We start from the raw sequence: 19,830 nt of genomic DNA on the forward strand, positions 1-19,830 counted from the left end.
GGCGTTCTCTTCGGCGACCGGCTGCCGGACGGCGGCGTGCCGATCGTGGTGCGCGCGCTCGCCGCCGATCTCGCCGAGCGCGTGCCGCCCGGCGCCTATCGCTACGACCTCCTCGCCCGCCGCGGCGGGCTCACGGCCCTCGTCGAAAGCGACGAGCGGTTCTTCGACTTTCCCTCCTGAAGGACAACACGATGGCGACTCCCCGTCTGGCGGGCCCCCCGGGCCCGGCCTTCGCAAAATGGCGTCCAGACTACGAGGCCGGCGACAGCGTCGACGCGCGCGACCTCGTTCCGCTCGCAGGCCGGCAATGGCTCGCGAAACGTGCGACCAGCCTTGTGCCGGGCGAGCCCGGCTCGGACGTTGATTGGGATCCTTATCTCGATTTCAGGCCGGCGGCCGAGGCCGCCGCGGCGGCCGAGGGTTTCGCGGGCGAAGCGGCTGGAAGCGCCGGCGCGGCCGAAGGGTTCGCGGAGGCTGCGACGACCAAGGCCGGCGAGGCGTCAGGCTACGCGCAGGCCGCGGGCGGCAGCGCCGGAGCGGCGGCCGGAAGCGCGCAGGCGGCCGCGGGATCGGCGGTCGTCGCCGGCACGGCGGTCGGGCAGACGCAAGGGAACGCCACGGCCGCCGCCGCCTCCAGCGCCGCCGCGAAAGACTTTCGCGACCAGGCGCAGGCGATGGTCGGCTCTGGGGCCTTGGTCGTCGACACGCTCGTCGAACTCAACGCGAACGCCACTGCGCTGGTCGGCTTCGTGGAGGAGGCGGCGAATGTCGGCCTCTATCTCCGCACGGTCCGCAATGATCCGGCGACCGACTGGCAACTCATTTCGCCCTGGACGCTGATCGGCCTCGGCCTGCAGGCCGAGCTCGCTCAGTCCGCCCTCGATCCGCGCCCGGCGCGCGTCGTTGGTGAGGACGGCCGGGTCTACGACTGGGCGGTCACGATGAACGAGCGTTTAGCGCTCGCCTTCGCGCGCGATGGCGCGGTTCGGCTGATGGGCGAGCTGCACTCTGAGGTCGCTCTGCCGGGATATCTCAAAGCCTGGCTCGACCGCGCTGAGCGGATCCTGCTCGCCTTCACGGAAAGCGGCGGCGTTCAGGTGCCGGGAATGACTTTCGAAGTCGTGTCGCTGCCGGGCTACCTGTTTGCGATGACCGACAAGTCCGGGCGTATTTTTCTGGGCTTCGATGAAAGCGGGGTGATGGTCCAGCCCGCGATCGGCGGCGGTGCCGTCGTCGATAAGCCGCCGCCCAGCGTCCACGTCTTCACCGACGTGAACCAGTTTTTCTTCAACGGCCAGTCTTTGGGCCACGGGAAAGGCGCGTTCCCGATCCTTTCGACCGTGCAGCCCTATGGAAACAAGACGTTCATTGGCGGCGTCTCCGCCGTCTTCAACGAGAGCGACGGAGACCGTTCGGCCTGGAAGCCGCTCGTCGAAGAGCACAACGGCGAGGACCATTACGAAAGTCCGACCTCCGCGACGCTGAACGGGATCGTCAAGCTGCTGATCGACGAAGACGGCGTCGCTTGGGGCGATCAGGACGGGGTTTGGTTCGGCTCGAACCCCGGCCGCGAAAGCCAGCCGATCAGCGTGCTGTCGCCGGGCGGCTTCTATTACAGCCGTCTTCTCACCCATATCGATGCCTGCGCTTCGCTCTGCGCGCAGGACGGCAAGTCGCATTCGGTTCAGGGGCAGGGATGGGTTCAGGGCACGGCCGACTACGGGCTGGAGACCTCGGCCGAGAGCTATAAGGCAGCGCTGATCGACCTCGCCAAACGCTTCGGCGACGACGCGGTCGCGCGCACGCGCCAGACGTTCCGGCCAATCACCGTCGTTAACCAGTCGGCCGACCACATCTCGTCTTACGGCCGGCCCCGCCCGACGATCGCGCTCGCGCAGCTCGCGGCCTGCGCGGAAAGCCCCGACCTCATCATGGCGGGCCCGACCTATCATCTCCCCTACCAGTCGGACCGGGTGCATCTCGCCAATGACGGCTCGCGGCTGATGGGCCTGATGACCGCGATCGCGACCAAGCGGACGCTCGCCGACGAGGTTCGCTGGCGCCCGCTCGAGCCGATCGGCCATGCGTGGGGTCTGCGCACGATCGACATTCGGTTCCACGTGCCGGTGGGCGGCCTCGTGTTCGCGACCGACGTCGTGTCGGCCGTGGCCAACAACGGCTTCGACCTCTTCGACGAAGAGACCGGAGCCCTGATCGACATCATCACGTCGGTTCAGGTCGTCGGCCCGAAGCGCGACCGCGTCCGCATCCGCACCGACAGCGACATCCCGATCAATGCGGTCCTCGCCTACGCGAGGGGGCGCACCGGCGAGACGTGGCCGCGCGGAAACCTGCGCGACGAGCAGGGCGCGACCATCACCTACACGATGTCTAACGGGGCTGTGCGCCGCATGGACAACTACTCCGTCCTTTTCGAAATCCATCAGGAGGCCTGACCGCCGTGACCGGACTTGTGAGCCTAGAAGGCGATACTTTGAACTCGGCCCTTCCGGCCGCCCATGTCTTTGATCCCGCGGGGCTGCTAGGGGCCTGGCGCTTTGGCGAGAAGCTGGAGAAATCCGCCCGTGATCTGTCCGGTCACGACGCGACGCTGACGCTCGAGGGCGCTTCGCCGCCGGCCTACGCCGAGCACTATTTCTCGCCGTCCTCCAACGGGGCCTACAAGACGAGCGTGCAGGAGACCGTCTCGATGACGCTTGCGGTCGTGATGCGGCCGAACGTCTTCGCGTCGAACGGCAACCGGTTCGGGATCTCGAACTTCGACACGGCAAACCAGCGCGGTTCTTCGGTCTATCTCGCCGACAACGCCACGACCACGCTCATCAAGTGGCTCGGCCAGAGCTATGTCGACAACGCCGGCGTGAAGGAAAACGTCTCGACGCCGGAGAATTCGGCGGCCTATTCGACCCGCGCCAATTTTCGATACATCGTCGTCGTGATCGACGCGGCGAATAATCAGATGCGGCTCTACGCGCCGCACAAGGGCGCGGCCCCGGTGGTCTACACGCCGTCCGGCGGCCGCAAGATCGCAGACCGCACGCTCGCCGCGGACGACGGCGGCCTGATGCGCATCGGCAAGTCGATCTCCGGGACGTCTTTCATCGTCGATATCGGCGAGGCGTCGATCTACGGCGTCGCCAAAAGCACCGAACAGGTCATGGCGATGTACGCCAAGTCCAAGAAGTTCTGGAAGAACATCCGCGGGATCGACCTCGCGGCCTGATCCCAAGTCCGCAAGCAACCTGACCCTTCCGCGCCGCCCTCGAGGCGGCTTTTTCATGTCGAGGACGCTTCCATGACCGGACGCCTTCTGGCGCTTCTGGCGCTTCTGGCCGCGCCGCTTCCCGCCGGCGCGGCCGTCGTCTCGCTGGGCGACTCTTTCCGCAAGATCGCCCCGATCTTCGCCGACACGCAGTCCCGCAGCCTCACGGCTGCGGGCGACGCGACCGAGGGTCTGCCGCTCTCCGGCCACCTCGCGGTGGCGATCTCGGGGGCCGCGACCGCCGTCGAGCTCGTCGTCGAGCGATCGGCGGTCGACCCGGCGGGTTCGCCGCGCTGGGCGAAGGCGGGCGACAGCGTCGTCCTGAACCCTTCGGCCGCGCCGACAGTGCGGGCCTATCTCGAGCCCGGCGCCGCCTGGTGGCGGGTGCGGGTGATCTCGATCGCCGGCGGCGCCGTGGTGGTCGACCTCACGGGAACGGGGGCGCGGTGATGGCCATGCTTCGCATGATCGCCGTCGCGGCGCTCGCCGCGCTCGCGACGCTCGCCGCGTCCGGACCCCGGGCCGCCGGCCTCGAGGTCGGGATCGCGACCGCGCCCGAGCGGATCGACGTCCAGAAATTCATGGCGAACGGGACCTGGATCAAACCCGCCTGGGCGACGCGCGTCGTCGCCGCCGCGATCTCGGGCGGCCATGGCGGCGGCTCGGGCGGCACGCGTGGCTCCGGCGTCCCGGTCTATGGCGGCGGCGGCGGCGCGCCGTGCACCATGTCGACGACCGAGATGCTGGCGGCCGATCTCCCGGACACGGTGCCCGTGATCGTCGGGGCCGGGGGCGTCGGCGGCGCATCGCAGGCCGGCGCTGACGCCAACGGCGTCGCCGGCACGAACGGCGCGATCTCGCAGTTCGGATCCTACGGCCGCGCCTCCGTCGTCGCCTCGGCGGCCGGGCCCGGCGGCGGCGTCTCCGCGCCGACCGCCGCCAGCGCGCCGGGAGAGCGCTTCAGTCCGGGCCTGATCGGAAGCCTGCTCGGCGGTCTGCCGGTGCTCGGGACGTCGGGCGTCGGCTCGGACGGGCCCGGGCTTTTCTGCTCGGGCGCGGGCGCGGGCGGCAGCCTGACGGCGGCCAATACCTTCAACGCGGGCGGCAACAGCGGTTTCGCCCGCCTCGCCGATCCGTCGTCGGCCCGCAGCCTGCGCGGCACGACCGAGGGCGCGGCCGGCGCCGCCGGCGTCGCGGCTTCGGGCTACGCCAGCCTGAAAGCCTTCGCGCCCGGCGACAGCGGCGGCGGCGGGGCCTCGGGCGTCACCATGGCGGCCGGCGCGGGGGGGAACGGCGCGATCCCGGGCGGCTCGGGCGGCGGCGGCGGCGCGGCGCGCAACGGCTTCGCGTCCGGCAAGGGCGGCGACGGCGCGCGCGGCGAAGTGTGGGTGTTCGCCTGGCGCTGATCGCCGGCGAGCCGAACCTCTCAACTCTGGAGACACGACATGGACGACAACGTCGCTGCGGTGCAGCGCCGGCTGGTGGCGCTCGGCTACACGATCGGAGCGAGCGGCCCGCTCAAGGACGGCGTCGACGGCGACTTCGGTCGGCTGTCGGCGGTCGCGGCGCTCGCCGCGCTCGAAACCGGCAAGGCCGCGCCCAAGGCTCCGACCTCGCCGCCGCCCGTCAAGCAGCCGGACAGCCCGGCGGCGAGCGTCGACCTCGTGGCTGCGGCGCTCGTCGCGCGCCAGCCGAAGACGAGCCGGTCGATCAAGGAGATCATCTACCACTGCGCGGCGACGCCCGAAGGCCGGTCGGTCTCGGTCGAAACCATCCGCGGCTGGCACGCCGAGCGCGGCTGGAAGGACATCGGCTATCACTACGTCGTCTTGCTCGACGGCACGATCGCGGCCGGCCGGCCGGAGGCGCAGGTCGGCGCCCATGTCGAGGGTCACAACGCCGGCACGCTCGGGATCTGCTACGTCGGCGGCCTCGCGGCCGACGGCAAGACCGCGAAGGACACCCGCACCCCGGCCCAGAAGGCCGCGCTGCTCGCGATCGGCCGGGCGCTGATCAAGAAGTACCCGACCATCGCGAAGGTGTCCGGGCACAACGAGTACGCCCAGAAGGCCTGCCCGTCCTTCAACGTGCGCCGCGACGCGCTCGGGGCTCTGGTCTCTTAGAGACCTAATGCTTTCGCTAAGGCGTCATGAGTGACTTCAGAGACTCGTCCGGCCTGATCTAGGACCGCGCCGTTATCCGAAAACTTCGGCGCTCCATACCAGTCAATCAGGATAGCGTTCTTCTTCATAGTCACGGTCCGAACGCGCTTCGTCAGGCCTGACCATGCGCCACGTAAGGACCCGCAGGCGCTTCGATGTCCATTCCGATTACACGAAGCGAGAATTCTGGACCCTGCCGAACAATCGACTCCAGAACAATTCTGGTCCGCAAAGCGCATCCTTTGCAAAGGTCGACAGCCTCTCTTTCAGAGAGGTCTACAAGGCATGAACTGTCGATTGCGGGATCTGATCTTTCTGCTTCCAGAGAAGCAACGCCAAGAAGTCGACGAATGACATATTGCTTCACGTCCTCCGGGGCGGCAGCGAGGTCTTCTAGGGTTAAGGCAATCATCATCTGATTATCCTTGGCTTTGTCATTCCGAATGATGGCGATCAACTGCAATATTATCATATCAAAAAAGGATAGATAGATGTCCAAATCCGTCACCGCGCCGAAGCTCGAGGACGTCGTCGCCGACATGGCGACCGACATCATCAAGCAGGCCGCCGCCGGCGATCCGATCACGCTGGGCGACGCGATGAACAAGGCGCGCCATGTCGCCCGCAAGGTCGTGACCGATGGGCGCATCGCGCCGGCTCTGGAGCCGGTGAAGTGGTGGCGGTCGCACGCGATCGTCGGCGCGCTCAACGCCGGCGCGGGCGCGCTCGTCGCCGCCCTCCCGACGCTGACGCCGGTCATCGTCGACCTCGCTTCGCCCGAGCAGGTGAAGTGGTGGAACGCCGCCGTGACGCTGACGGGCGTCGTCTGGGGCGTCGTCGGCGCGGCCGTGTCGGTCGGCGGCCGCGTGAACACGACCCGCCCAATCGGCTGAAAGGCAGGCCCTCGATAGCAGGACATCGCGGTGACAGGCAGGATGAGCACCATGGCGAACGGCGCATTCGACCCGGAGGCCCGCTACGCGCAGCTCGACGAGCGCGTCGCGAACCAGGGCTCGCGGATCAGCCAGCTCGAGCAGTCGATGAACCTCGGGTTTCGGCAGCTCGAAAAGTCGGTCGCCGACATCGGCGCCGAGTTTCGATCGAACCAGAAGCCGCAGTGGCAGGCGATCAGCGTCGCGGCGACGATCACGATCGCCTTCATGGGACTGATCGGGACGCTCGCCTACCTGCCCGTCACCGCGGGCCTGCGCGACGCCCGCGAGGACATTCGCGCCAACGCAAAGGACGCCTTGTCGGTCGAAGGCTTCAAGGACTTCAAGGCGACGTACGAGAACAACCGCGTCGTCTACCGCCAGGAGGTCGAGGCCAAGATCGCGACCAACGCGGCGGACCTGCGAGCGCTCGAGGCTCGCATTCGGGAAGACGGCAAGGCGATCGTCCCGCGCGGCGAGCATGAAGAGCACTGGCGTAGCCAGGACGCGCAGGACGCCAACCTGCAGCGTCAGATCGACGAGGTGAAGGCGCAGGCCGGCTCGACCTATGGCGTGCGCGACGTCATCCAGCGGCTCGAAAAACAGGTCGAGGATCTGCGCGAGGAGAAGTACCGCGCGATGATGCGCCCACCGTCGTAACGCTTAGCCCAATCCGTCAAAGAGCCCCGCCTTGGCTTCGGCCGAGGCGGGGCTCTTTTTGCGTTTACATGGCGCGGATCTCAGCAATTGTCAGCCGCCCGGCGTGCACGAGCCGCAGGAGCTTGGCGACGGCCGCGGGGACGCTCTTGTCGGTCGCCCAACGGCGGCCGGTGCGCTCGTCGACCTTGAACAGTCTTGCCGCCTGAACGTGCGAGAGCTTCAAGCGCTTGAGGGTGTCACGATATTCTGACGACGTCATCTCGTCGGCTTCGGCGACTGAGATTTGACGCTCATAGGCCGCCCGGCTGATGGCTTCGGCTTCAGCCTCGGGCAATCCGTTGAAGATCATGAGGTCCGTCTTGTGGGCTTCGCGCCGACGCTCACGGTCTGCCGAGATCAGATCTTCGCGCCGCGGGTGCAGCAGCGCGCGCACGGCTTGGCGGGCTTGCTCCCTTTCGTCGGGGGTGGCCAGATAAACACCTCCCGTCATTTCCTCGTAGGCGACGCGGATCTCTTCCTCGGTCGCAAGCGCAGCCGAAATGGCTCCCGACTTCCAAGTCACAACCATGTGGTTTGATGTAAGGACCGTGAAATCTGGCAGGTGACGGTCGGTAAAATAGACGGTCGTGATGACGTCGTAGCTGTCGAGGTATTCACCAGAAACCGCTTGCGTGACGACTTCCTGACGTTCGATGCGGGCGATACGTGCCATCTGCGTGATCTCCTGCCGGGCTCTATTGCCCTTGCTGAAATCATCAATACCGGGCAAAATGTCCGGCGTCAACTAAATCCGGGCAAAATGTCCGGTTATTTTTCGCCGCCGCGCGCTGCTTCTTCCGCGGTGAGCCCCGCCATCTCCAGCATGTAGGCGGTCATCGCGAGCCCTGCGCGCTTGGCGCGGGCCTGTAGCTCGCGGATCGCTGCGGCGATTTCGCGGGCTTCGTCTATCGGCTCTTGTTCCATTTTCGTTCTCATGGAATCCATGTCGCTCAACCGGAGCGACGGACATGGGCGAGGCGGCCGAAACCCTCTTCGACGACGAGACGATAGCGGCCGATGAAGCGGCGGTCGACGAGGTGGTGCGCGCCGCCGGCGGCGAGCGTCAGGCGGTGCGGGCGCTGCTCGTGCAGCTCGGCGAGATGTCGGCCGCTCTCGAGGTCGCGCGATCGCGCGCCTCGCTCGGCTTCGCGCGGGGGAGGCAGCCGGCCCGGCCGGCGCGCTAGAGCGCCGTGCGGCTCGTCCAGTTCCCGTATGTCGTGGTCCGCGTGGGCTGCAATCTCTGTCACCGCGAGGGCGTCTATCGCTTGGCGCGGCTCGCCGTGCGCTGCGGCCCGAACGCGGATCTCGAGGACGTGCTCGCCGAGCTCTCCAAGAGCTGTCCCTATCGCCGCGAACCGCACGAGCGGTCGCGCAGCCAGTATGTCCCGACATGCCACGCGCATTTCGTGGACCTGCGCGAAAGGACGCCGCCCGATCTCCCGCCCGGCATGGGCGGCTTGCGGGTGATCGACGGCGGGCTGCCGGACGACGACCCGACGCCGACGCCGGCGGAGATCAGGCGGCGCGAGAGGGGCTAAACCGGGGTTCTCGGGTTCAAACTTTTCAGCATTTTAGTAGCCCTATCGCCCGGGCTATGCTTTGAAAGAACCTTGAAGTGACACTCGAATCTACCGGCCTGTCACGCCGGAGGCCGCGGGTTCGAGTCCCGTCACTCCCGCCATCTTCTTCCGTTTGCAGGCTGGACAGAGCCTCGAACGGGCCGCCAGCCGGGCGACCGTCAGACCGACATGACCCGGCGCGCCCTCCTCATCGTCAACAGCAACAGCCGAAGCGGCGCCGAGGCGCTGGGGACCGTCGTGTCGGGCCTGCGCGACCGCGGGATCGATCCGCTGCGCCTCGACGCGTCCTCGCGCGAGGACGTGTCGAGGCTGATCGTCGAGAATCGCGACGGCGCCGACATGATCGTCGCGGCGGGCGGCGACGGAACCCTCAATGCGACGCTCCGCGGCGCTCTCGAGACCGGGCTTCCTCTCGGCGTGCTGCCGGTCGGCACCGCGAACGACTTCGCCCGCACGCTCGGCCTGCCGGTCGCCCTCGAAGAGGCGATCGCGGTGGTGGCCGACGGCGCGAGCCGGCGCGTCGACGTCGGCCTCGTCAACGACCAGCCGTTTCTGAACGTCGCGAGCCTCGGGCTCAGCGTCGCGCTGGCGGGCGAGCTCTCGGGCGACCTCAAGAAGCGCTTCGGCAAGCTCGGCTACGCCATCGCTGCGGCCAAAACGCTTTCGAAGGCCAAGCCCTTCCGCGCGCGGATCGTCGCCGGCGACAGGAAGGTGAGGGCGCTCACGCTGCAGATCGCGGTCGGCAACGGCAAGTTCTACGGCGGCGGCAACCAGGTGGACGAGGCCGCGGTCGTCGACGACGGGCTGCTCGACCTCTACAGCCTCGAATTCGCCCGCGCCTGGAAGCTGGTGCTGATGCTCAAGGCCATGCGGTTCGGCCAGCACCGGGCGCTGAAGGAGATCCGCAACATGCGCGGCGCGGCCTTCGAGGTCCGCACCCGCCGCCCGCGGCCCGTCAACGCCGACGGCGAGATCGTCACCGAGACGCCGGCGCGGTTCGCGATCCTGCCGCAGGCGCTCGAGGTCTTCGTGCCGCGCGGCGGCGAAGACTACAGGGCCTGAGCCGTGACGGGCAGGCGAGGGGGCGTCACGCGCCCTTGATCAGGCCCTTCAGGGGCTTGGCCGACCCGCTGTCGGGGAACACGGTGGCGTTGACGATCGAGTCCGGCACGTCGAGGTGCTCGCGCAGCACGCCCTTGAACACCGAGCGCAGATCGATGGTGGCTTTCAGGTCGCGCTTGTCGAGCAGCTGGGTCGGCGCGAGGCCGGGCCACTTGGAGAAGATGCGCCCGCCCTTCACCGCGCCGCCCGCGAGCAGCGCCACGGTGCCGACGCCGTGGTCGGAGCCGTGGTTGCCGTTGTTGGCGACCATGCGGCCGAATTCCGTGACGATCATCACCACGGTCTGGCTCCAGGCGTCGCCGACGCTCGTGCGGAACAGCGAGAGGCCGTCGTCGAGCTCGGCGAGGCGGTCGGCGAGCTCGCCGTCGACCGCGCCCTGATCGGTGTGGGTGTCCCAGCCGTTGACCGAGAGCGTCGCGATCCGCGGCCCGACCGGGGAGGCGAGCAACCGGCCGGCGCCCAGAAAGCCCATCTGAAGGTCGGTGACGTCGTCGGGCGTCGCGCCGAGGCCTTCGGCGAAGCGCTGGGCCTCGAGGCCGCGCTCGAGATTGTCGGAGAACACCTTGTCGCGGCTCTTGTAGAGCGTGCGGATCAGGTAGAGCGTCGGGTCGGCGACGTGCTCGAGCGTGCTGGCCGACCAGCCGAGCACCGGCTCGGAGCCGCGAAGGATGAGCGGCGCGGAGCCGATCTCGATCGCGCCGCGCTGGCGCACCGGCTCGCCGGAGGGCAGGGCCCGGAGCAGGCGGTTCAGCCAGCCGGTCGGATTGGCGACGACGGCCGGCGGCATGCCGTTTTCGAGATTGTCCTGGCAGTCGAAATGCGAACGCGTCCAGAGCGGCGTCGAGGTCGCGTGCACGATCGACGCGTCGCCGGCGGCGTACATTTGCCCGAAGCTGCGCAGCGCCGGGTGCAGGCCGAAGAAGTTCGTGTGCTTCTTGTCGGCGAGCCGGATCAGCGCGTCGGGCCGGATGTAGAGCTCGCCGCGGCCTTCCACATAGACGCTGCCCTCGCCATAGGGCGGGACGGCCGCGAGCCCGTCCATGCCGCCGCGCAGCACGACGACGAGCAGGCGCGGGTCGAGCGTCGCGGCGGAGGCGAGCTTCGGCGCGCAGGCCCAGGAGAACAGGCCGGCGGTGACGCCGAGCATCGAGCGGCGGCTGAGCAGCAGCCGGGATTCCTCGCAGCCTGTGGCGAGATCGCGCCTGAGATTATCGGACATGTGGGCGCTCATCTCCGCTGGAATTCCGGCGACGCGAACAGGATGGTGAGGCCGGCGAGCTGCGACCCGCCTGCGGCCACGCGCTCGCGGGTTTGGGTCGAGAGCGCCGCGCCGAAAAGGTCGCGAGAGAGCGTCGCCGGATTGACGAAGACGCGCCGGCCGATGACCTTGGCGATCTGCTGGACCGCGTCGAGGCGGAACGCCATCGCGTTGGGCGACAGCCAGTTCGGCGTCTCGTCCGCGAAGCCTTCCGGCGAGGGCGTGTCCCAGGTCGGCTGGTTCAGCGTCGTCAGGATCCGGTCCATCACTCCCGATTCTTCGTCGAGCAGAGCGCTGCCGAGCGCGCGGAACTGCGCGACGAGCATCTCGTAGGGCGTTCGGATCTTGGCCATCGGCACCGACCATGCGGCGTCGAGCGTGAGCAGCGCCTCGGCCGTGCGCTTGAGGTCGCCGCCGCTGTCGATGAAGGCCTGGGCGATCGGGGCGATCATCTCCTCGGTCGGCTGGTCGGCCACGAAGTGACGCGCGAGCTTCGTCGCGACGCGGCGCGCGGTCGCGGGGTGGGCGGCCAGAATCGCGAAGGCGCGGTCAGCCTGCTCCATGCCGCCTTCGGGAATGGTCTCGCCGAAGAAGCGCTGCGGGCCGGGCTGGTGCCAGTCGGGTCGGAACATGAACTGGCCGGCGCTGGCGGGCGTCGCCTCGCTCGCGCGCACGATCGACCATCCGGTGAGCATCTTGGCGAGCGCCTTGACGTCGTCCTCGGTGAAATTGCCCGAGCCGACGGTGTGGAGCTCCATGAGCTCGCGCGCGAGGTTCTCGGTGTAGCTGACGCGCCGCTTCAATCCGAGCGTCGACTCCTCGCCGATCGATTCGTCGTTGTCGAGGTAGCGGATCATCGCCGGGTGACGCATCGCGTCGTGCAGCATCTGCGGGAACGAGCCGAGCGCGTTGCGGCGGATGACGTCGCGCTCGAACTGCCCAATGGTCCCGCGCAGGAGCGGCGCCTTGCGGAACGACATGGCGAAATGGTTCGCCCAGAAGATCGTCAGCCGCTCCACGAAGCCGATTTCGGGCTGGAGGTGCTTGGCGATGCGCGCCTTGTACTCCCGCAGGCGCACGTTTTCGGGGCGCGGCGTCGGCGAGGCGCCTTCGAGGCAGGCCTGCGCATAGGTCGGCAGCGAGGCGTCCTTGATCAGCGCGACGTCGGGCGAATCGAGTTCCGCCACCAGCGCGGCGGCGGGATCGTTCGCGATGCGGGCGAGGCCGCCCCGCCGGGCGCCAAGGCCGAAGCGCTGAAACGCAAGCGTGGCCTGCTGCGCCTGAAGTTTGCTGGGAGCCATTTCTGTCGCTTCGGGTCGTCCGCTTCGGAATCCCGAGCGCGCGCACGCCCGGACGCCGTAAGGATGCAGGACGCCGGTGTCGTTAGTCTTAATGGTTGAGTTGGCATTTGGCATGCCAGATGGAACGTGACTCCCGATCGATCGCGCCCGATAATCGATCCGTCGCCGCGTCGTTCACGTAAGCAGGCGTGCGGCGGCGCGTCGCGGAAAGCGGCGTCGCAATTTCCGCATTGGAATTGTTACGCTTCGACCCCGGCGCGGCTTGCGCCTTAAGTCGCACCGGTCTAAGCCTCGCCGCGACCGGGAGAAGCGCCTCGCGCAAGCCCCGATCGACCGCAATCGGAACGGCCGCGCGGCGTCCTTTTTCCGCCGCCGGCGCAGCTCCACGAGGGCAGGACGCCGATGACCGATCTCCTCGCCGACTACCTTCCACTGGTGATCTTTCTCGGAGTCGCGCTCCTGATCGGCGTCGCGCTGCTGGCCGCGCCGTTCCTCGTGGCGTACCAGAATCCGGATCCCGAGAAGCTGTCGGCCTATGAGTGCGGTTTCAACGCCTTCGACGACGCGCGCATGAAGTTCGACGTGCGCTTCTACCTCGTCGCCATCCTCTTCATCATCTTCGACCTCGAGGTCGCGTTCCTGTTCCCCTGGGCGGTCGCCTTCAAGGAAGTCGGGATCTACGGCTTCTGGTCGATGATGGCGTTCCTTGGCGTGCTGACGATCGGCTTCGTCTATGAGTGGCGCAAGGGAGCTCTGGAATGGGACTGAGCGAATCCCGCGAGACGCTTGTCGCGCCGGCTCCAAAGGGCCTCGTCGACGCCTCGGGCCGCCCTATCGGTCATGACGACCGCTTCTTCGGCGAGATGAACGCCGAGCTGTCGGACAAGGGCTTCCTCGTCACCTCGACCGAGGATCTCGTCAACTGGGCCCGCACCGGCTCGCTGATGTGGATGACGTTCGGTCTGGCGTGCTGCGCCGTCGAGATGATGCAGGTCTCGATGCCGCGCTACGACGTCGAGCGCTTCGGCTTCGCGCCGCGCGCGAGCCCGCGCCAGTCCGACGTGATGATCGTCGCCGGCACGCTGACCAACAAGATGGCCCCGGCGCTGCGCAAGGTCTACGACCAGATGCCGGAGCCGCGCTACGTCATCTCGATGGGCTCTTGCGCCAACGGCGGCGGCTACTACCACTACTCCTACGCGGTGGTGCGCGGCTGCGACCGCGTCGTTCCGATCGACGTCTACGTGCCCGGATGTCCTCCGACGGCGGAAGCGCTGCTTTACGGCGTGCTGCTTCTCCAGAAGAAGATCCGCCGCATCGGCACGATCGAGCGGTGAGGGGAGAGCGATGAGCGTAAGCCCCCACGACGTTCTCGAGGCGCTGTCGGCGCATATCGCCGGCGGCCTTGGCGACAAGCTCGGCGCCGCCAAGATCGCGTTCGGCGAGCTGACGCTGACCTGCGAGGCCGCCGACGTCATCGACGTGCTGACCTTCCTGCGCGACGACCCGGACTGCCGCTTCGTCAATTTCATCGACGTCTGCGGCGTCGACTGGCCGGCGCGCGAAAGGCGCTTCGACGTCGTCTACCACCTGCTCAGCCCCTACAAGAACGTCCGGATCCGCGTGAAGCTCGAGGCCGACGACGTCGAGCCGGTGCCTTCGGCGTTCGGCGTGTTCCCCGGCGCGCTGTGGTTCGAGCGCGAGGCCTATGACCTCTACGGCGTGCTGTTCTCGGGCCATCCGGACCTGCGGCGCCTGCTGACCGACTACGGCTTCGACGGCTATCCGCTGCGCAAGGATTTTCCGACCACGGGCTTCGTCGAAGTCCGCTGGGACGACGAGGCCAAGCGCGTGGTCTACGAGCCGGTCCGGCTCAACCAGGAATTCCGCAACTTCGATTTTCTCTCGCCGTGGGAAGGCGTCGACTACGTCCTGCCCGGCGACGAGAAGGCCAAGCAGCCAAGCTGATGGCGATGGCGGCGGGCGAGCGCATCGACGGCAGGTGTTTGTGCGGAACGGCGACGTTCCGCGCGACGCTCGCCGACGGGACGATGAGCGCCTGCCATTGTGAGATCTGCCGCCGCTGGACCAGCGGGCCGTTCCTGAGCGTCTCGGTCCGCGCCGACAGCCTCGCCTTCGACGACGAGGCGACGGTCGGCGTCTATGTGTCCTCGCGCGAGGCGGAGCGCGGCTTCTGCCGCACCTGCGGCTCGACGCTGTTCTGGCGGGCGCTCGACGGCTCGTCGGCCGACGTCTCCGCGCAGCTCGTCGAGGACCCCGGCCGGTTCGACTTCGCGACCGAGATCTATGTCGATAAGAAACCCCGAACTACGCCTTCGCCCATGTCGGCCGCCGGATGACCGGCGCCGAATGGCGCGCGGCGAAGGGGGCGGCGCATGGCTGAGCTCGCCCAGAAATCCGGCCGGTGCCTGTGCGGCGCGGCGCGGTTCGCCGCGAAGGTGAGCCGGGACGTCGACGTCTGCCATTGCGGCATGTGCCGGCGCTGGAGCGGCGGCGTGTTCATGGCGGCCCACGCCGAGGACGTTTCGATCGAGGACGATAGCTCGATCGGCGCCTACCGGTCGTCCGACTACGGCGAGCGCGTGTTCTGCAAGACCTGCGGGTCGAGCCTGTTCTGGCGCATGCAGGACGGCTCGAGCGCCCATGTCGCGGTGTCGGCGCTCGACGACATGTCGGGGCTCGCCTTCGCGAACCAGATTTTCATCGACGAGAAGCCCTCGCTCTACGACTTCGCCAACTCCACCCGGACCATGACCGGCGCAGAGTTCGTGGCCATGGTCGAGGCGGGCCAGGAGCAGGCCGGTGGCTGAAGCCGACATCCGCAACTTCACCATCAACTTCGGGCCCCAGCATCCGGCGGCGCACGGCGTGCTGCGCCTCGTGCTGGAGCTCGACGGCGAGGTGGTGGAGCGCGTCGATCCGCATATCGGGCTGCTGCATCGCGGCACCGAGAAGCTGATCGAGACCAAGACCTACCTGCAGGCGATGCCCTATTTCGACCGGCTCGACTACGTCGCGCCGATGAACCAGGAGCACGCCTTCTGCATGGCCACCGAGCGTCTGCTCGGCGTCGAGATTCCGATCCGCGCGCAGCTCATCCGCGTGCTCTACAGCGAGATCGGCCGCATCCTCTCCCACCTCCTCAACGTCACCACGCAGGCGATGGACGTCGGCGCGCTGACGCCGCCGCTCTGGGGCTTCGAGGAGCGCGAGAAGCTCATGGTGTTCTATGAGCGCGCCTCGGCTCGCGCATGCACGCGGCCTATTTCCGGCCGGGCGGCGTGCACCAGGATCTGCCGCCGGAGCTCGTCGAAGACATCGACCGCTGGTGCACGGATTTTCTACAAGGCGCTCGCCGACATCGACGCGCTGCTGACCGAGAACCGCATCTTCAAGCAGCGCAACGTCGACATCGGCGTGGTGCCGCTCGACGAGGCCTTCGCCTGGGGCTTCTCGGGCGTGATGGTGCGCGGCTCCGGCGCGGCCTGGGATTTGCGCAAAAGCCAGCCCTACGAGTGCTACGCCGACCTCGATTTCGACGTGCCGGTGGGCAAGAACGGCGACTGCTACGACCGCTATCTCATCCGCATGGAGGAGATGCGCCAGGCGACCCACATCATGCAGCAGTGCTGCGCGCGGCTCAAAACCGAAAAGGGCCGCATCTCGACGCTGGACGGCAAGGTCGCACCGCCCAAGCGCGCCGAGATGAAGCGCTCGATGGAAGGGCTGATCCACCACTTCAAGCTCTACACCGAGGGCTATCGGGTGCCCGAGGGCGAGGTCTACGCCGCGGTCGAGGCCCCGAAGGGCGAGTTCGGCGTCTATCTGGTCTCCGACGGCACCAACAAGCCGTACCGCTGCAAGATCCGCGCGCCCGGCTTCGCGCATCTGCAGGCGATGGACCATCTGTGCCGCGGCACCATGCTGGCGGACGTCTCGGCCATTCTCGGCTCGCTCGACATCGTGTTCGGCGAGGTGGATCGGTGACGGCGCCGGCGGGCGACATCCTGATCGACAAGCGCACCGGCGCGGTCCAGGGCGCGTCCGGCCGCGAGGCGGTCGTGCTCGCCACGCTGAAGGCTGCGGCGGGCGCGCTCGCGCCGTTCGAGGACATCGGCTTTTCGCATGTCTGCAAGCTGATCCGCCCCTTCGCGACGGATCGCGCCGTGGCGTTGCGGCTGTCGGACGACACCCAGTTCCGCTTCCCCTTCGCGGACGGCTACTGGACGCCGCTCATTCTCAAGAACTACCGCTACGAGCCCGAATTGGCGGCGCTTCTGGTCGCCGTGGCCGACGTCGATTTCGTGTTCGTCGATTGCGGCGCGAACTTCGGCTACTGGTCATGCCAGGTCACGAGCCGCGCGTTCGGCGCGCATCGGGCGATCGCCATCGAGGCGGCGTCGACGAACGCCGCGCTGCTGTCGGCGAACGCCAGCCTGAACGGCGGCCGGTTTGAGGTGATCCACGCCGCGATCGGCGAGCGCGGCGGCGAGAGCGTGGCGCTGCGCGGGGCCAAGCACGAATCCTTCTCGATCGACGGCGCAAATGACGGGCCGGTTGTCGAGACCGTGACCACGCTCGCGCTCGACGACCTGCTCGACCGCCCGACCGTCGCCAACGCCAGCCACATCGTGCTGAAGCTCGACGTCGAGGGCATGGAGCAGGCGGCGATCCGGGGCGGCCGGAAGCTCTTGTCGAAGGACGCGGTCGTGATCGGCGAGGAGCACGGCAACGATCCGGGCCACGCCGTGTCGCGCTTCCTGGCGGATGACGGCTTCCGCCTGTTCTTCCACGACGCCGGCCGGTTCGTGGAGCTGACGGACCTCGTCCGCCAGCTCGACGCGTACAAGACCAATCCGCGCTGGGGCTACAACGTCTTCGCGACCAAGAGCGCGTTCTGGGCCGAACGGCTCGCGGCGGTGAAGCCGAGCGATTTGTCGAAGAGAAACACCTGATGTCCGTCCGTCGTCTCGCCGCCGAACAGCCGGCCGACTTCGCCTTCACGCAGGACAACCTGCAGTGGGCCGAACAGCAGATCGCCAAATATCCGGAGGGCCGGCAGGCCTCGGCCGTGATCCCGCTTCTGTGGAAGGCGCAGGAGCAGCATCACGGCTGGCTGCCCGAGCCCGCGATCCGGCGCATCGCCGAGATGCTCGGAATGCCGGTGATCCGCGTGATGGAGGTCGCGACCTTCTACACGATGTTCAACCTCTCGCCCGTCGGCGAGCACTTCGTGCAGCTCTGCGGCACCACCCCGTGCATGCTGCGCGGCGCGAACGCGCTGAAGGACGTTTGCCGCAAGGTGATCGGCGACGAGCGGCATGTCAGCGAGGACGGCAAGCTCTCCTGGCTCGAGGTCGAGTGCCTGGGCGCCTGCTCCAACGCGCCGATGGTGCAGATCAACTACGACTATTACGAGGATCTGACGCCCGAGAACTTCGAGACGCTGCTCGAGGATCTGCGGGCAGGGCGGCCGGTGAAGACCGGGTCGCAGACCGGCCGGTCGTGCTCGGCGCCCGAGGGCGGCGACACCTCGCTGTCGGACGAGACGCTCTATGACGGCTCGATGGTCGGCGCCTGGCGCCAGCGGTTCGAGCAGCAGGCGGCCGCCGGCGACGCCACTTTGGCCGACGCTGGCGGAAAGCCCGCGGACCAGAGCCGTCCGGAGGCGAAGGCCGCGGCCGACAAGGGCGACGCCGAGGCCGGCAAGGCGAAGGTCGAGGCCGTCGCGGCCACCGGCGCCGGCGAGCCCAAGGCGCCGTTCAGCGCGCCGACCGTCAGCGGCAAGTCCGACGACGCCCCGAAGGTTGCGGGTTTTGCGGGCCAGCCCGCGCCCGGCGCCGTCGCCGAGCCGGAGCCCGTCTCCGACGAGGCCAAGCCCGAGCTTCTGACCGCCCCGCGCGAGGGCAAGGGCGACGACCTCAAGATGATCTGGGGCGTCGGGCCGAAGCTCGAGGCGATGCTCCATTCCATGGGCGTGTTCCACTTCGACCAGATCGCCGCCTGGACCGACGACAACCTTCGCTGGGTCGACCAGAACCTCGGCAGCTTCAAGGGCCGCGCGGTGCGCGAGCGCTGGATCGTCCAGGGCAAGGTGCTGGCCGAGGGCGGCTCCGAGCAGGACGCCGAAGACGCCGCCCGACGCGACCGCGGGGAGACCGTGTGATGCTTCACGATCGCGACCGGATCTTCACCAACCTCAACGGCCGCCACGGCGCCGACCTGCAGTCGTCGCTCAAGCGCGGCGCGTGGGACGGCACCAAGTTCCTGCTCGAACAGGGCAAGGACTGGATCATCACCGAGATGAAGGCCTCGGGCTTGCGCGGCCGCGGCGGCGCGGGCTTCCCGACGGGCCTCAAGTGGTCGTTCATGCCCAAGCCCCAGGAGGGCCGGCCGCACTATCTCGTGGTCAACGCCGACGAGTCCGAGCCGGGCACCTGCAAGGACCGGGAGATCATGCGGAACGACCCGCATCTCCTGATCGAAGGCTGCATGATCGCGTCCTTCGCGATGCACGCCAACGCCTGCTACGTCTATCTGCGCGGCGAATACGTCCGCGAGAAGGAGGCGCTGCAGCGCGCCGTCGACGAGGCCTATGCGGCGAACCTCGTGGGCAAGAACAACGTCCACGGCTATCCGTTCGACATCTACGTCCATCACGGCGCGGGCGCGTATATCTGCGGTGAGGAGACCGCGCTGCTCGAGAGCCTCGAGGGCAAGAAGGGCATGCCGCGCCTCAAGCCCCCGTTCCCGGCGAACATGGGCCTCTACGGCTGCCCGACGACGGTCAACAACGTCGAGTCGATCGCGGTCGCGGGCACGATCCTGCGCCGCGGCGGCGGGTGGTTCGCCGGTCTCGGCAAGCCCAACAACACCGGCACCAAGCTGTTCTCGATCTCGGGCCACGTGAACCGGCCGTGCAACGTCGAGGAGGAGATGGGGATCACGTTCCGCGAGCTCGTCGAGAAGCATTGCGGCGGCGTGCGCGGCGGCTGGGACAACCTGATGGCGGTCATTCCGGGCGGCTCGTCCGTGCCGCTGCTGCCCGAGCACCAGTGCCAGGACCTGTCGATGGATTTCGACACGCTCCGGAATCTCAAGTCCGGCCTCGGCACCGCGGCCGTGATCGTGATGGACAAGTCGACCGACGTCATTCGCGCGATCGCCCGCCTGTCGTACTTCTACAAGCACGAGAGCTGCGGCCAGTGCACGCCGTGCCGCGAGGGCACGGGCTGGATGTGGCGCGTCGTGAGCCGCATGGCGGAGGGCCGCGCGGAAAAGCGCGAGATCGACATGCTGCTCGAGGTCACGACCCAGGTCGAAGGCCATACGATCTGCGCGCTCGGCGACGCCGCGGCGTGGCCGGTGCAGGGCCTGATCCGGCATTACCGCCATGTGATCGAGCAGCGCATCGACGACTACACGGCGCGCTCGACGCCGGCCGACCACCTCGTGGCGGCGGAGTGATCGAG

25 protein-coding genes are annotated in these 19,830 nt (G+C 68.1%); 20 read left to right on the forward strand and 5 right to left on the reverse strand.

Annotated elements, in window-relative coordinates:
* Nucleotides 1-36 precede the first annotated feature (36 nt).
* From K6K41_RS25925 to K6K41_RS25950, 6 genes are all read left to right on the forward strand, one after another.
* Nucleotides 37-180, forward strand: coding sequence for a hypothetical protein (locus K6K41_RS25925; protein ID WP_261402919.1), 144 nt, complete (start codon nt 37-39; stop codon nt 178-180).
* 11 nt (nt 181-191) lie between these two features.
* Nucleotides 192-2,456 (forward strand): sialate O-acetylesterase, encoded by a 2,265-nt coding sequence (locus K6K41_RS25930; RefSeq protein ID WP_261402920.1) that lies wholly within the window; start codon nt 192-194, stop codon nt 2,454-2,456.
* A gap of 38 nt (nt 2,457-2,494) precedes the next feature.
* On the forward strand, nt 2,495-3,244 hold the full coding sequence (locus K6K41_RS25935) for a hypothetical protein (protein ID WP_261402921.1): 750 nt from the start codon (nt 2,495-2,497) through the stop codon (nt 3,242-3,244).
* Nucleotides 3,245-3,316: 72 nt separating this feature from the next.
* Nucleotides 3,317-3,733 carry a hypothetical protein gene (locus tag K6K41_RS25940; protein WP_261402922.1) on the forward strand — a complete coding sequence of 139 codons (417 nt, stop codon included), beginning with the start codon at nt 3,317-3,319 and terminating at the stop codon, nt 3,731-3,733.
* A complete protein-coding gene (locus K6K41_RS25945; RefSeq protein WP_261402923.1) occupies nt 3,733-4,689 on the forward strand; it encodes a glycine-rich domain-containing protein in 957 nt (318 codons plus the stop codon). Before K6K41_RS25940 ends, K6K41_RS25945 begins: the two co-directional genes overlap by 1 nt.
* A 39-nt stretch (nt 4,690-4,728) precedes the next feature.
* Complete coding sequence (locus K6K41_RS25950) at nt 4,729-5,406, forward strand: N-acetylmuramoyl-L-alanine amidase (protein ID WP_261402924.1); 678 nt, start codon at nt 4,729-4,731, stop codon at nt 5,404-5,406.
* A gap of 151 nt (nt 5,407-5,557) precedes the next feature.
* Here the strand turns inward: K6K41_RS25950 and K6K41_RS25955 are convergent, their stop codons facing one another.
* Complete coding sequence (locus K6K41_RS25955; protein WP_261402925.1) at nt 5,558-5,953, reverse strand: hypothetical protein; 396 nt, start codon at nt 5,951-5,953, stop codon at nt 5,558-5,560.
* Here K6K41_RS25955 and K6K41_RS25960 point away from each other — a divergent pair.
* A complete protein-coding gene (locus K6K41_RS25960; protein ID WP_261402926.1) occupies nt 5,937-6,338 on the forward strand; it encodes a hypothetical protein in 402 nt (133 codons plus the stop codon). The genes K6K41_RS25955 and K6K41_RS25960 overlap by 17 nt on opposite strands.
* Nucleotides 6,339-6,389: 51 nt before the next feature.
* Nucleotides 6,390-7,037, forward strand: a complete 648-nt coding sequence (locus tag K6K41_RS25965) for a hypothetical protein (protein WP_261402927.1) — start codon at nt 6,390-6,392, stop codon at nt 7,035-7,037.
* A 64-nt stretch (nt 7,038-7,101) separates the two neighbouring features.
* Here K6K41_RS25965 and K6K41_RS25970 read toward each other — a convergent pair whose 3' ends face one another.
* Both K6K41_RS25970 and K6K41_RS25975 read right to left on the reverse strand, forming a co-directional pair.
* Nucleotides 7,102-7,821, reverse strand: coding sequence for a hypothetical protein (locus K6K41_RS25970; protein WP_261402928.1), 720 nt, complete (start codon nt 7,819-7,821; stop codon nt 7,102-7,104).
* Between the two features lie 23 nt (nt 7,822-7,844).
* Entirely contained in the window at nt 7,845-8,030 is a 186-nt protein-coding gene (locus K6K41_RS25975) for a hypothetical protein (RefSeq protein ID WP_261402929.1), read from the reverse strand.
* A 14-nt stretch (nt 8,031-8,044) separates the two neighbouring features.
* Between K6K41_RS25975 and K6K41_RS25980 the strand changes: the two genes are divergently transcribed.
* The 3 genes from K6K41_RS25980 to K6K41_RS25990 all read left to right on the forward strand — a co-directional run bounded on the left by K6K41_RS25980 (nt 8,045) and on the right by K6K41_RS25990 (nt 9,718).
* The gene (locus K6K41_RS25980; RefSeq protein ID WP_261402930.1) at nt 8,045-8,260 is read left to right on the forward strand and encodes a hypothetical protein; all 216 of its coding nucleotides are present in this window, start codon (nt 8,045-8,047) and stop codon (nt 8,258-8,260) included.
* Between the two features lie 6 nt (nt 8,261-8,266).
* Nucleotides 8,267-8,614, forward strand: coding sequence for a hypothetical protein (locus tag K6K41_RS25985; protein WP_261402931.1), 348 nt, complete (start codon nt 8,267-8,269; stop codon nt 8,612-8,614).
* A gap of 210 nt (nt 8,615-8,824) precedes the next feature.
* Entirely contained in the window at nt 8,825-9,718 is an 894-nt protein-coding gene (locus K6K41_RS25990) for a lipid kinase (protein ID WP_261402932.1), read from the forward strand.
* Between the two features lie 25 nt (nt 9,719-9,743).
* On the opposite strand, the gene K6K41_RS25995 is transcribed toward K6K41_RS25990, so the two are convergent.
* Entirely contained in the window at nt 9,744-10,997 is a 1,254-nt protein-coding gene (locus K6K41_RS25995; RefSeq protein WP_261402933.1) for a DUF1501 domain-containing protein, read from the reverse strand.
* A gap of 8 nt (nt 10,998-11,005) precedes the next feature.
* Entirely contained in the window at nt 11,006-12,337 is a 1,332-nt protein-coding gene (locus K6K41_RS26000) for a DUF1800 domain-containing protein (RefSeq protein WP_261402934.1), read from the reverse strand.
* Between the two features lie 402 nt (nt 12,338-12,739).
* Between K6K41_RS26000 and K6K41_RS26005 the strand changes: the two genes are divergently transcribed.
* From K6K41_RS26005 to nuoF, 9 genes are read left to right on the forward strand one after another with little or no spacing between them, the layout of a single operon-like run.
* The gene (locus K6K41_RS26005; protein WP_261402935.1) at nt 12,740-13,105 is read left to right on the forward strand and encodes an NADH-quinone oxidoreductase subunit A; all 366 of its coding nucleotides are present in this window, start codon (nt 12,740-12,742) and stop codon (nt 13,103-13,105) included.
* On the forward strand, nt 13,096-13,674 hold the full coding sequence (locus K6K41_RS26010; RefSeq protein ID WP_261402936.1) for a NuoB/complex I 20 kDa subunit family protein: 579 nt from the start codon (nt 13,096-13,098) through the stop codon (nt 13,672-13,674). The genes K6K41_RS26005 and K6K41_RS26010 overlap by 10 nt, the downstream gene beginning before the upstream one ends.
* 10 nt (nt 13,675-13,684) lie before the next feature.
* Nucleotides 13,685-14,305: an NADH-quinone oxidoreductase subunit C gene (locus K6K41_RS26015; RefSeq protein ID WP_261402937.1), complete on the forward strand. Its 621-nt coding sequence runs from the start codon at nt 13,685-13,687 to the stop codon at nt 14,303-14,305.
* 5 nt (nt 14,306-14,310) lie between these two features.
* A complete protein-coding gene (locus tag K6K41_RS26020; protein WP_261402938.1) occupies nt 14,311-14,697 on the forward strand; it encodes a GFA family protein in 387 nt (128 codons plus the stop codon).
* 36 nt (nt 14,698-14,733) lie between these two features.
* Complete coding sequence (locus tag K6K41_RS26025; protein WP_261402939.1) at nt 14,734-15,168, forward strand: GFA family protein; 435 nt, start codon at nt 14,734-14,736, stop codon at nt 15,166-15,168.
* Nucleotides 15,161-16,345, forward strand: coding sequence for an NADH-quinone oxidoreductase subunit D (locus tag K6K41_RS26030; protein ID WP_261402940.1), 1,185 nt, complete (start codon nt 15,161-15,163; stop codon nt 16,343-16,345). Before K6K41_RS26025 ends, K6K41_RS26030 begins: the two co-directional genes overlap by 8 nt.
* Nucleotides 16,342-17,313, forward strand: coding sequence for an FkbM family methyltransferase (locus tag K6K41_RS26035; protein WP_261402941.1), 972 nt, complete (start codon nt 16,342-16,344; stop codon nt 17,311-17,313). Before K6K41_RS26030 ends, K6K41_RS26035 begins: the two co-directional genes overlap by 4 nt.
* A complete protein-coding gene (gene nuoE / locus K6K41_RS26040; RefSeq protein WP_261402942.1) occupies nt 17,313-18,524 on the forward strand; it encodes an NADH-quinone oxidoreductase subunit NuoE in 1,212 nt (403 codons plus the stop codon). The genes K6K41_RS26035 and nuoE overlap by 1 nt, the downstream gene beginning before the upstream one ends.
* Nucleotides 18,524-19,825, forward strand: coding sequence for an NADH-quinone oxidoreductase subunit NuoF (nuoF, locus tag K6K41_RS26045; protein ID WP_261402943.1), 1,302 nt, complete (start codon nt 18,524-18,526; stop codon nt 19,823-19,825). Before nuoE ends, nuoF begins: the two co-directional genes overlap by 1 nt.
* Nucleotides 19,826-19,830: the final 5 nt, after the last annotated feature.

The organism is Chenggangzhangella methanolivorans (assembly GCF_019797865.1).
GTDB lineage: Bacteria > Pseudomonadota > Alphaproteobacteria > Rhizobiales > Methylopilaceae > Methylopila > Methylopila methanolivorans.

Excerpts from the sequence above, each read along its gene's own strand:
- K6K41_RS25930 (WP_261402920.1), top strand. The coding sequence starts at position 192 with ATGGCGACTCCCCGTCTGGCGGGCCCCCCGGGCCCGGCCTTCGCAAAA.
- K6K41_RS25995 (WP_261402933.1), bottom strand. The coding sequence starts at position 10,997 with ATGTCCGATAATCTCAGGCGCGATCTCGCCACAGGCTGCGAGGAATCC.
- K6K41_RS25945 (WP_261402923.1), top strand. The coding sequence starts at position 3,733 with ATGGCCATGCTTCGCATGATCGCCGTCGCGGCGCTCGCCGCGCTCGCG.
- nuoE (WP_261402942.1), top strand. The coding sequence starts at position 17,313 with ATGTCCGTCCGTCGTCTCGCCGCCGAACAGCCGGCCGACTTCGCCTTC.
- K6K41_RS25965 (WP_261402927.1), top strand. The coding sequence starts at position 6,390 with ATGGCGAACGGCGCATTCGACCCGGAGGCCCGCTACGCGCAGCTCGAC.
- K6K41_RS25940 (WP_261402922.1), top strand. The coding sequence starts at position 3,317 with ATGACCGGACGCCTTCTGGCGCTTCTGGCGCTTCTGGCCGCGCCGCTT.
- K6K41_RS25980 (WP_261402930.1), top strand. The coding sequence starts at position 8,045 with ATGGGCGAGGCGGCCGAAACCCTCTTCGACGACGAGACGATAGCGGCC.
- nuoF (WP_261402943.1), top strand. The coding sequence starts at position 18,524 with ATGCTTCACGATCGCGACCGGATCTTCACCAACCTCAACGGCCGCCAC.
- K6K41_RS26020 (WP_261402938.1), top strand. The coding sequence starts at position 14,311 with ATGGCGGCGGGCGAGCGCATCGACGGCAGGTGTTTGTGCGGAACGGCG.
- K6K41_RS26000 (WP_261402934.1), bottom strand. The coding sequence starts at position 12,337 with ATGGCTCCCAGCAAACTTCAGGCGCAGCAGGCCACGCTTGCGTTTCAG.
- K6K41_RS26005 (WP_261402935.1), top strand. The coding sequence starts at position 12,740 with ATGACCGATCTCCTCGCCGACTACCTTCCACTGGTGATCTTTCTCGGA.
- K6K41_RS26025 (WP_261402939.1), top strand. The coding sequence starts at position 14,734 with ATGGCTGAGCTCGCCCAGAAATCCGGCCGGTGCCTGTGCGGCGCGGCG.
- K6K41_RS26010 (WP_261402936.1), top strand. The coding sequence starts at position 13,096 with ATGGGACTGAGCGAATCCCGCGAGACGCTTGTCGCGCCGGCTCCAAAG.
- K6K41_RS25960 (WP_261402926.1), top strand. The coding sequence starts at position 5,937 with ATGTCCAAATCCGTCACCGCGCCGAAGCTCGAGGACGTCGTCGCCGAC.
- K6K41_RS25990 (WP_261402932.1), top strand. The coding sequence starts at position 8,825 with ATGACCCGGCGCGCCCTCCTCATCGTCAACAGCAACAGCCGAAGCGGC.
- K6K41_RS25950 (WP_261402924.1), top strand. The coding sequence starts at position 4,729 with ATGGACGACAACGTCGCTGCGGTGCAGCGCCGGCTGGTGGCGCTCGGC.
- K6K41_RS26015 (WP_261402937.1), top strand. The coding sequence starts at position 13,685 with ATGAGCGTAAGCCCCCACGACGTTCTCGAGGCGCTGTCGGCGCATATC.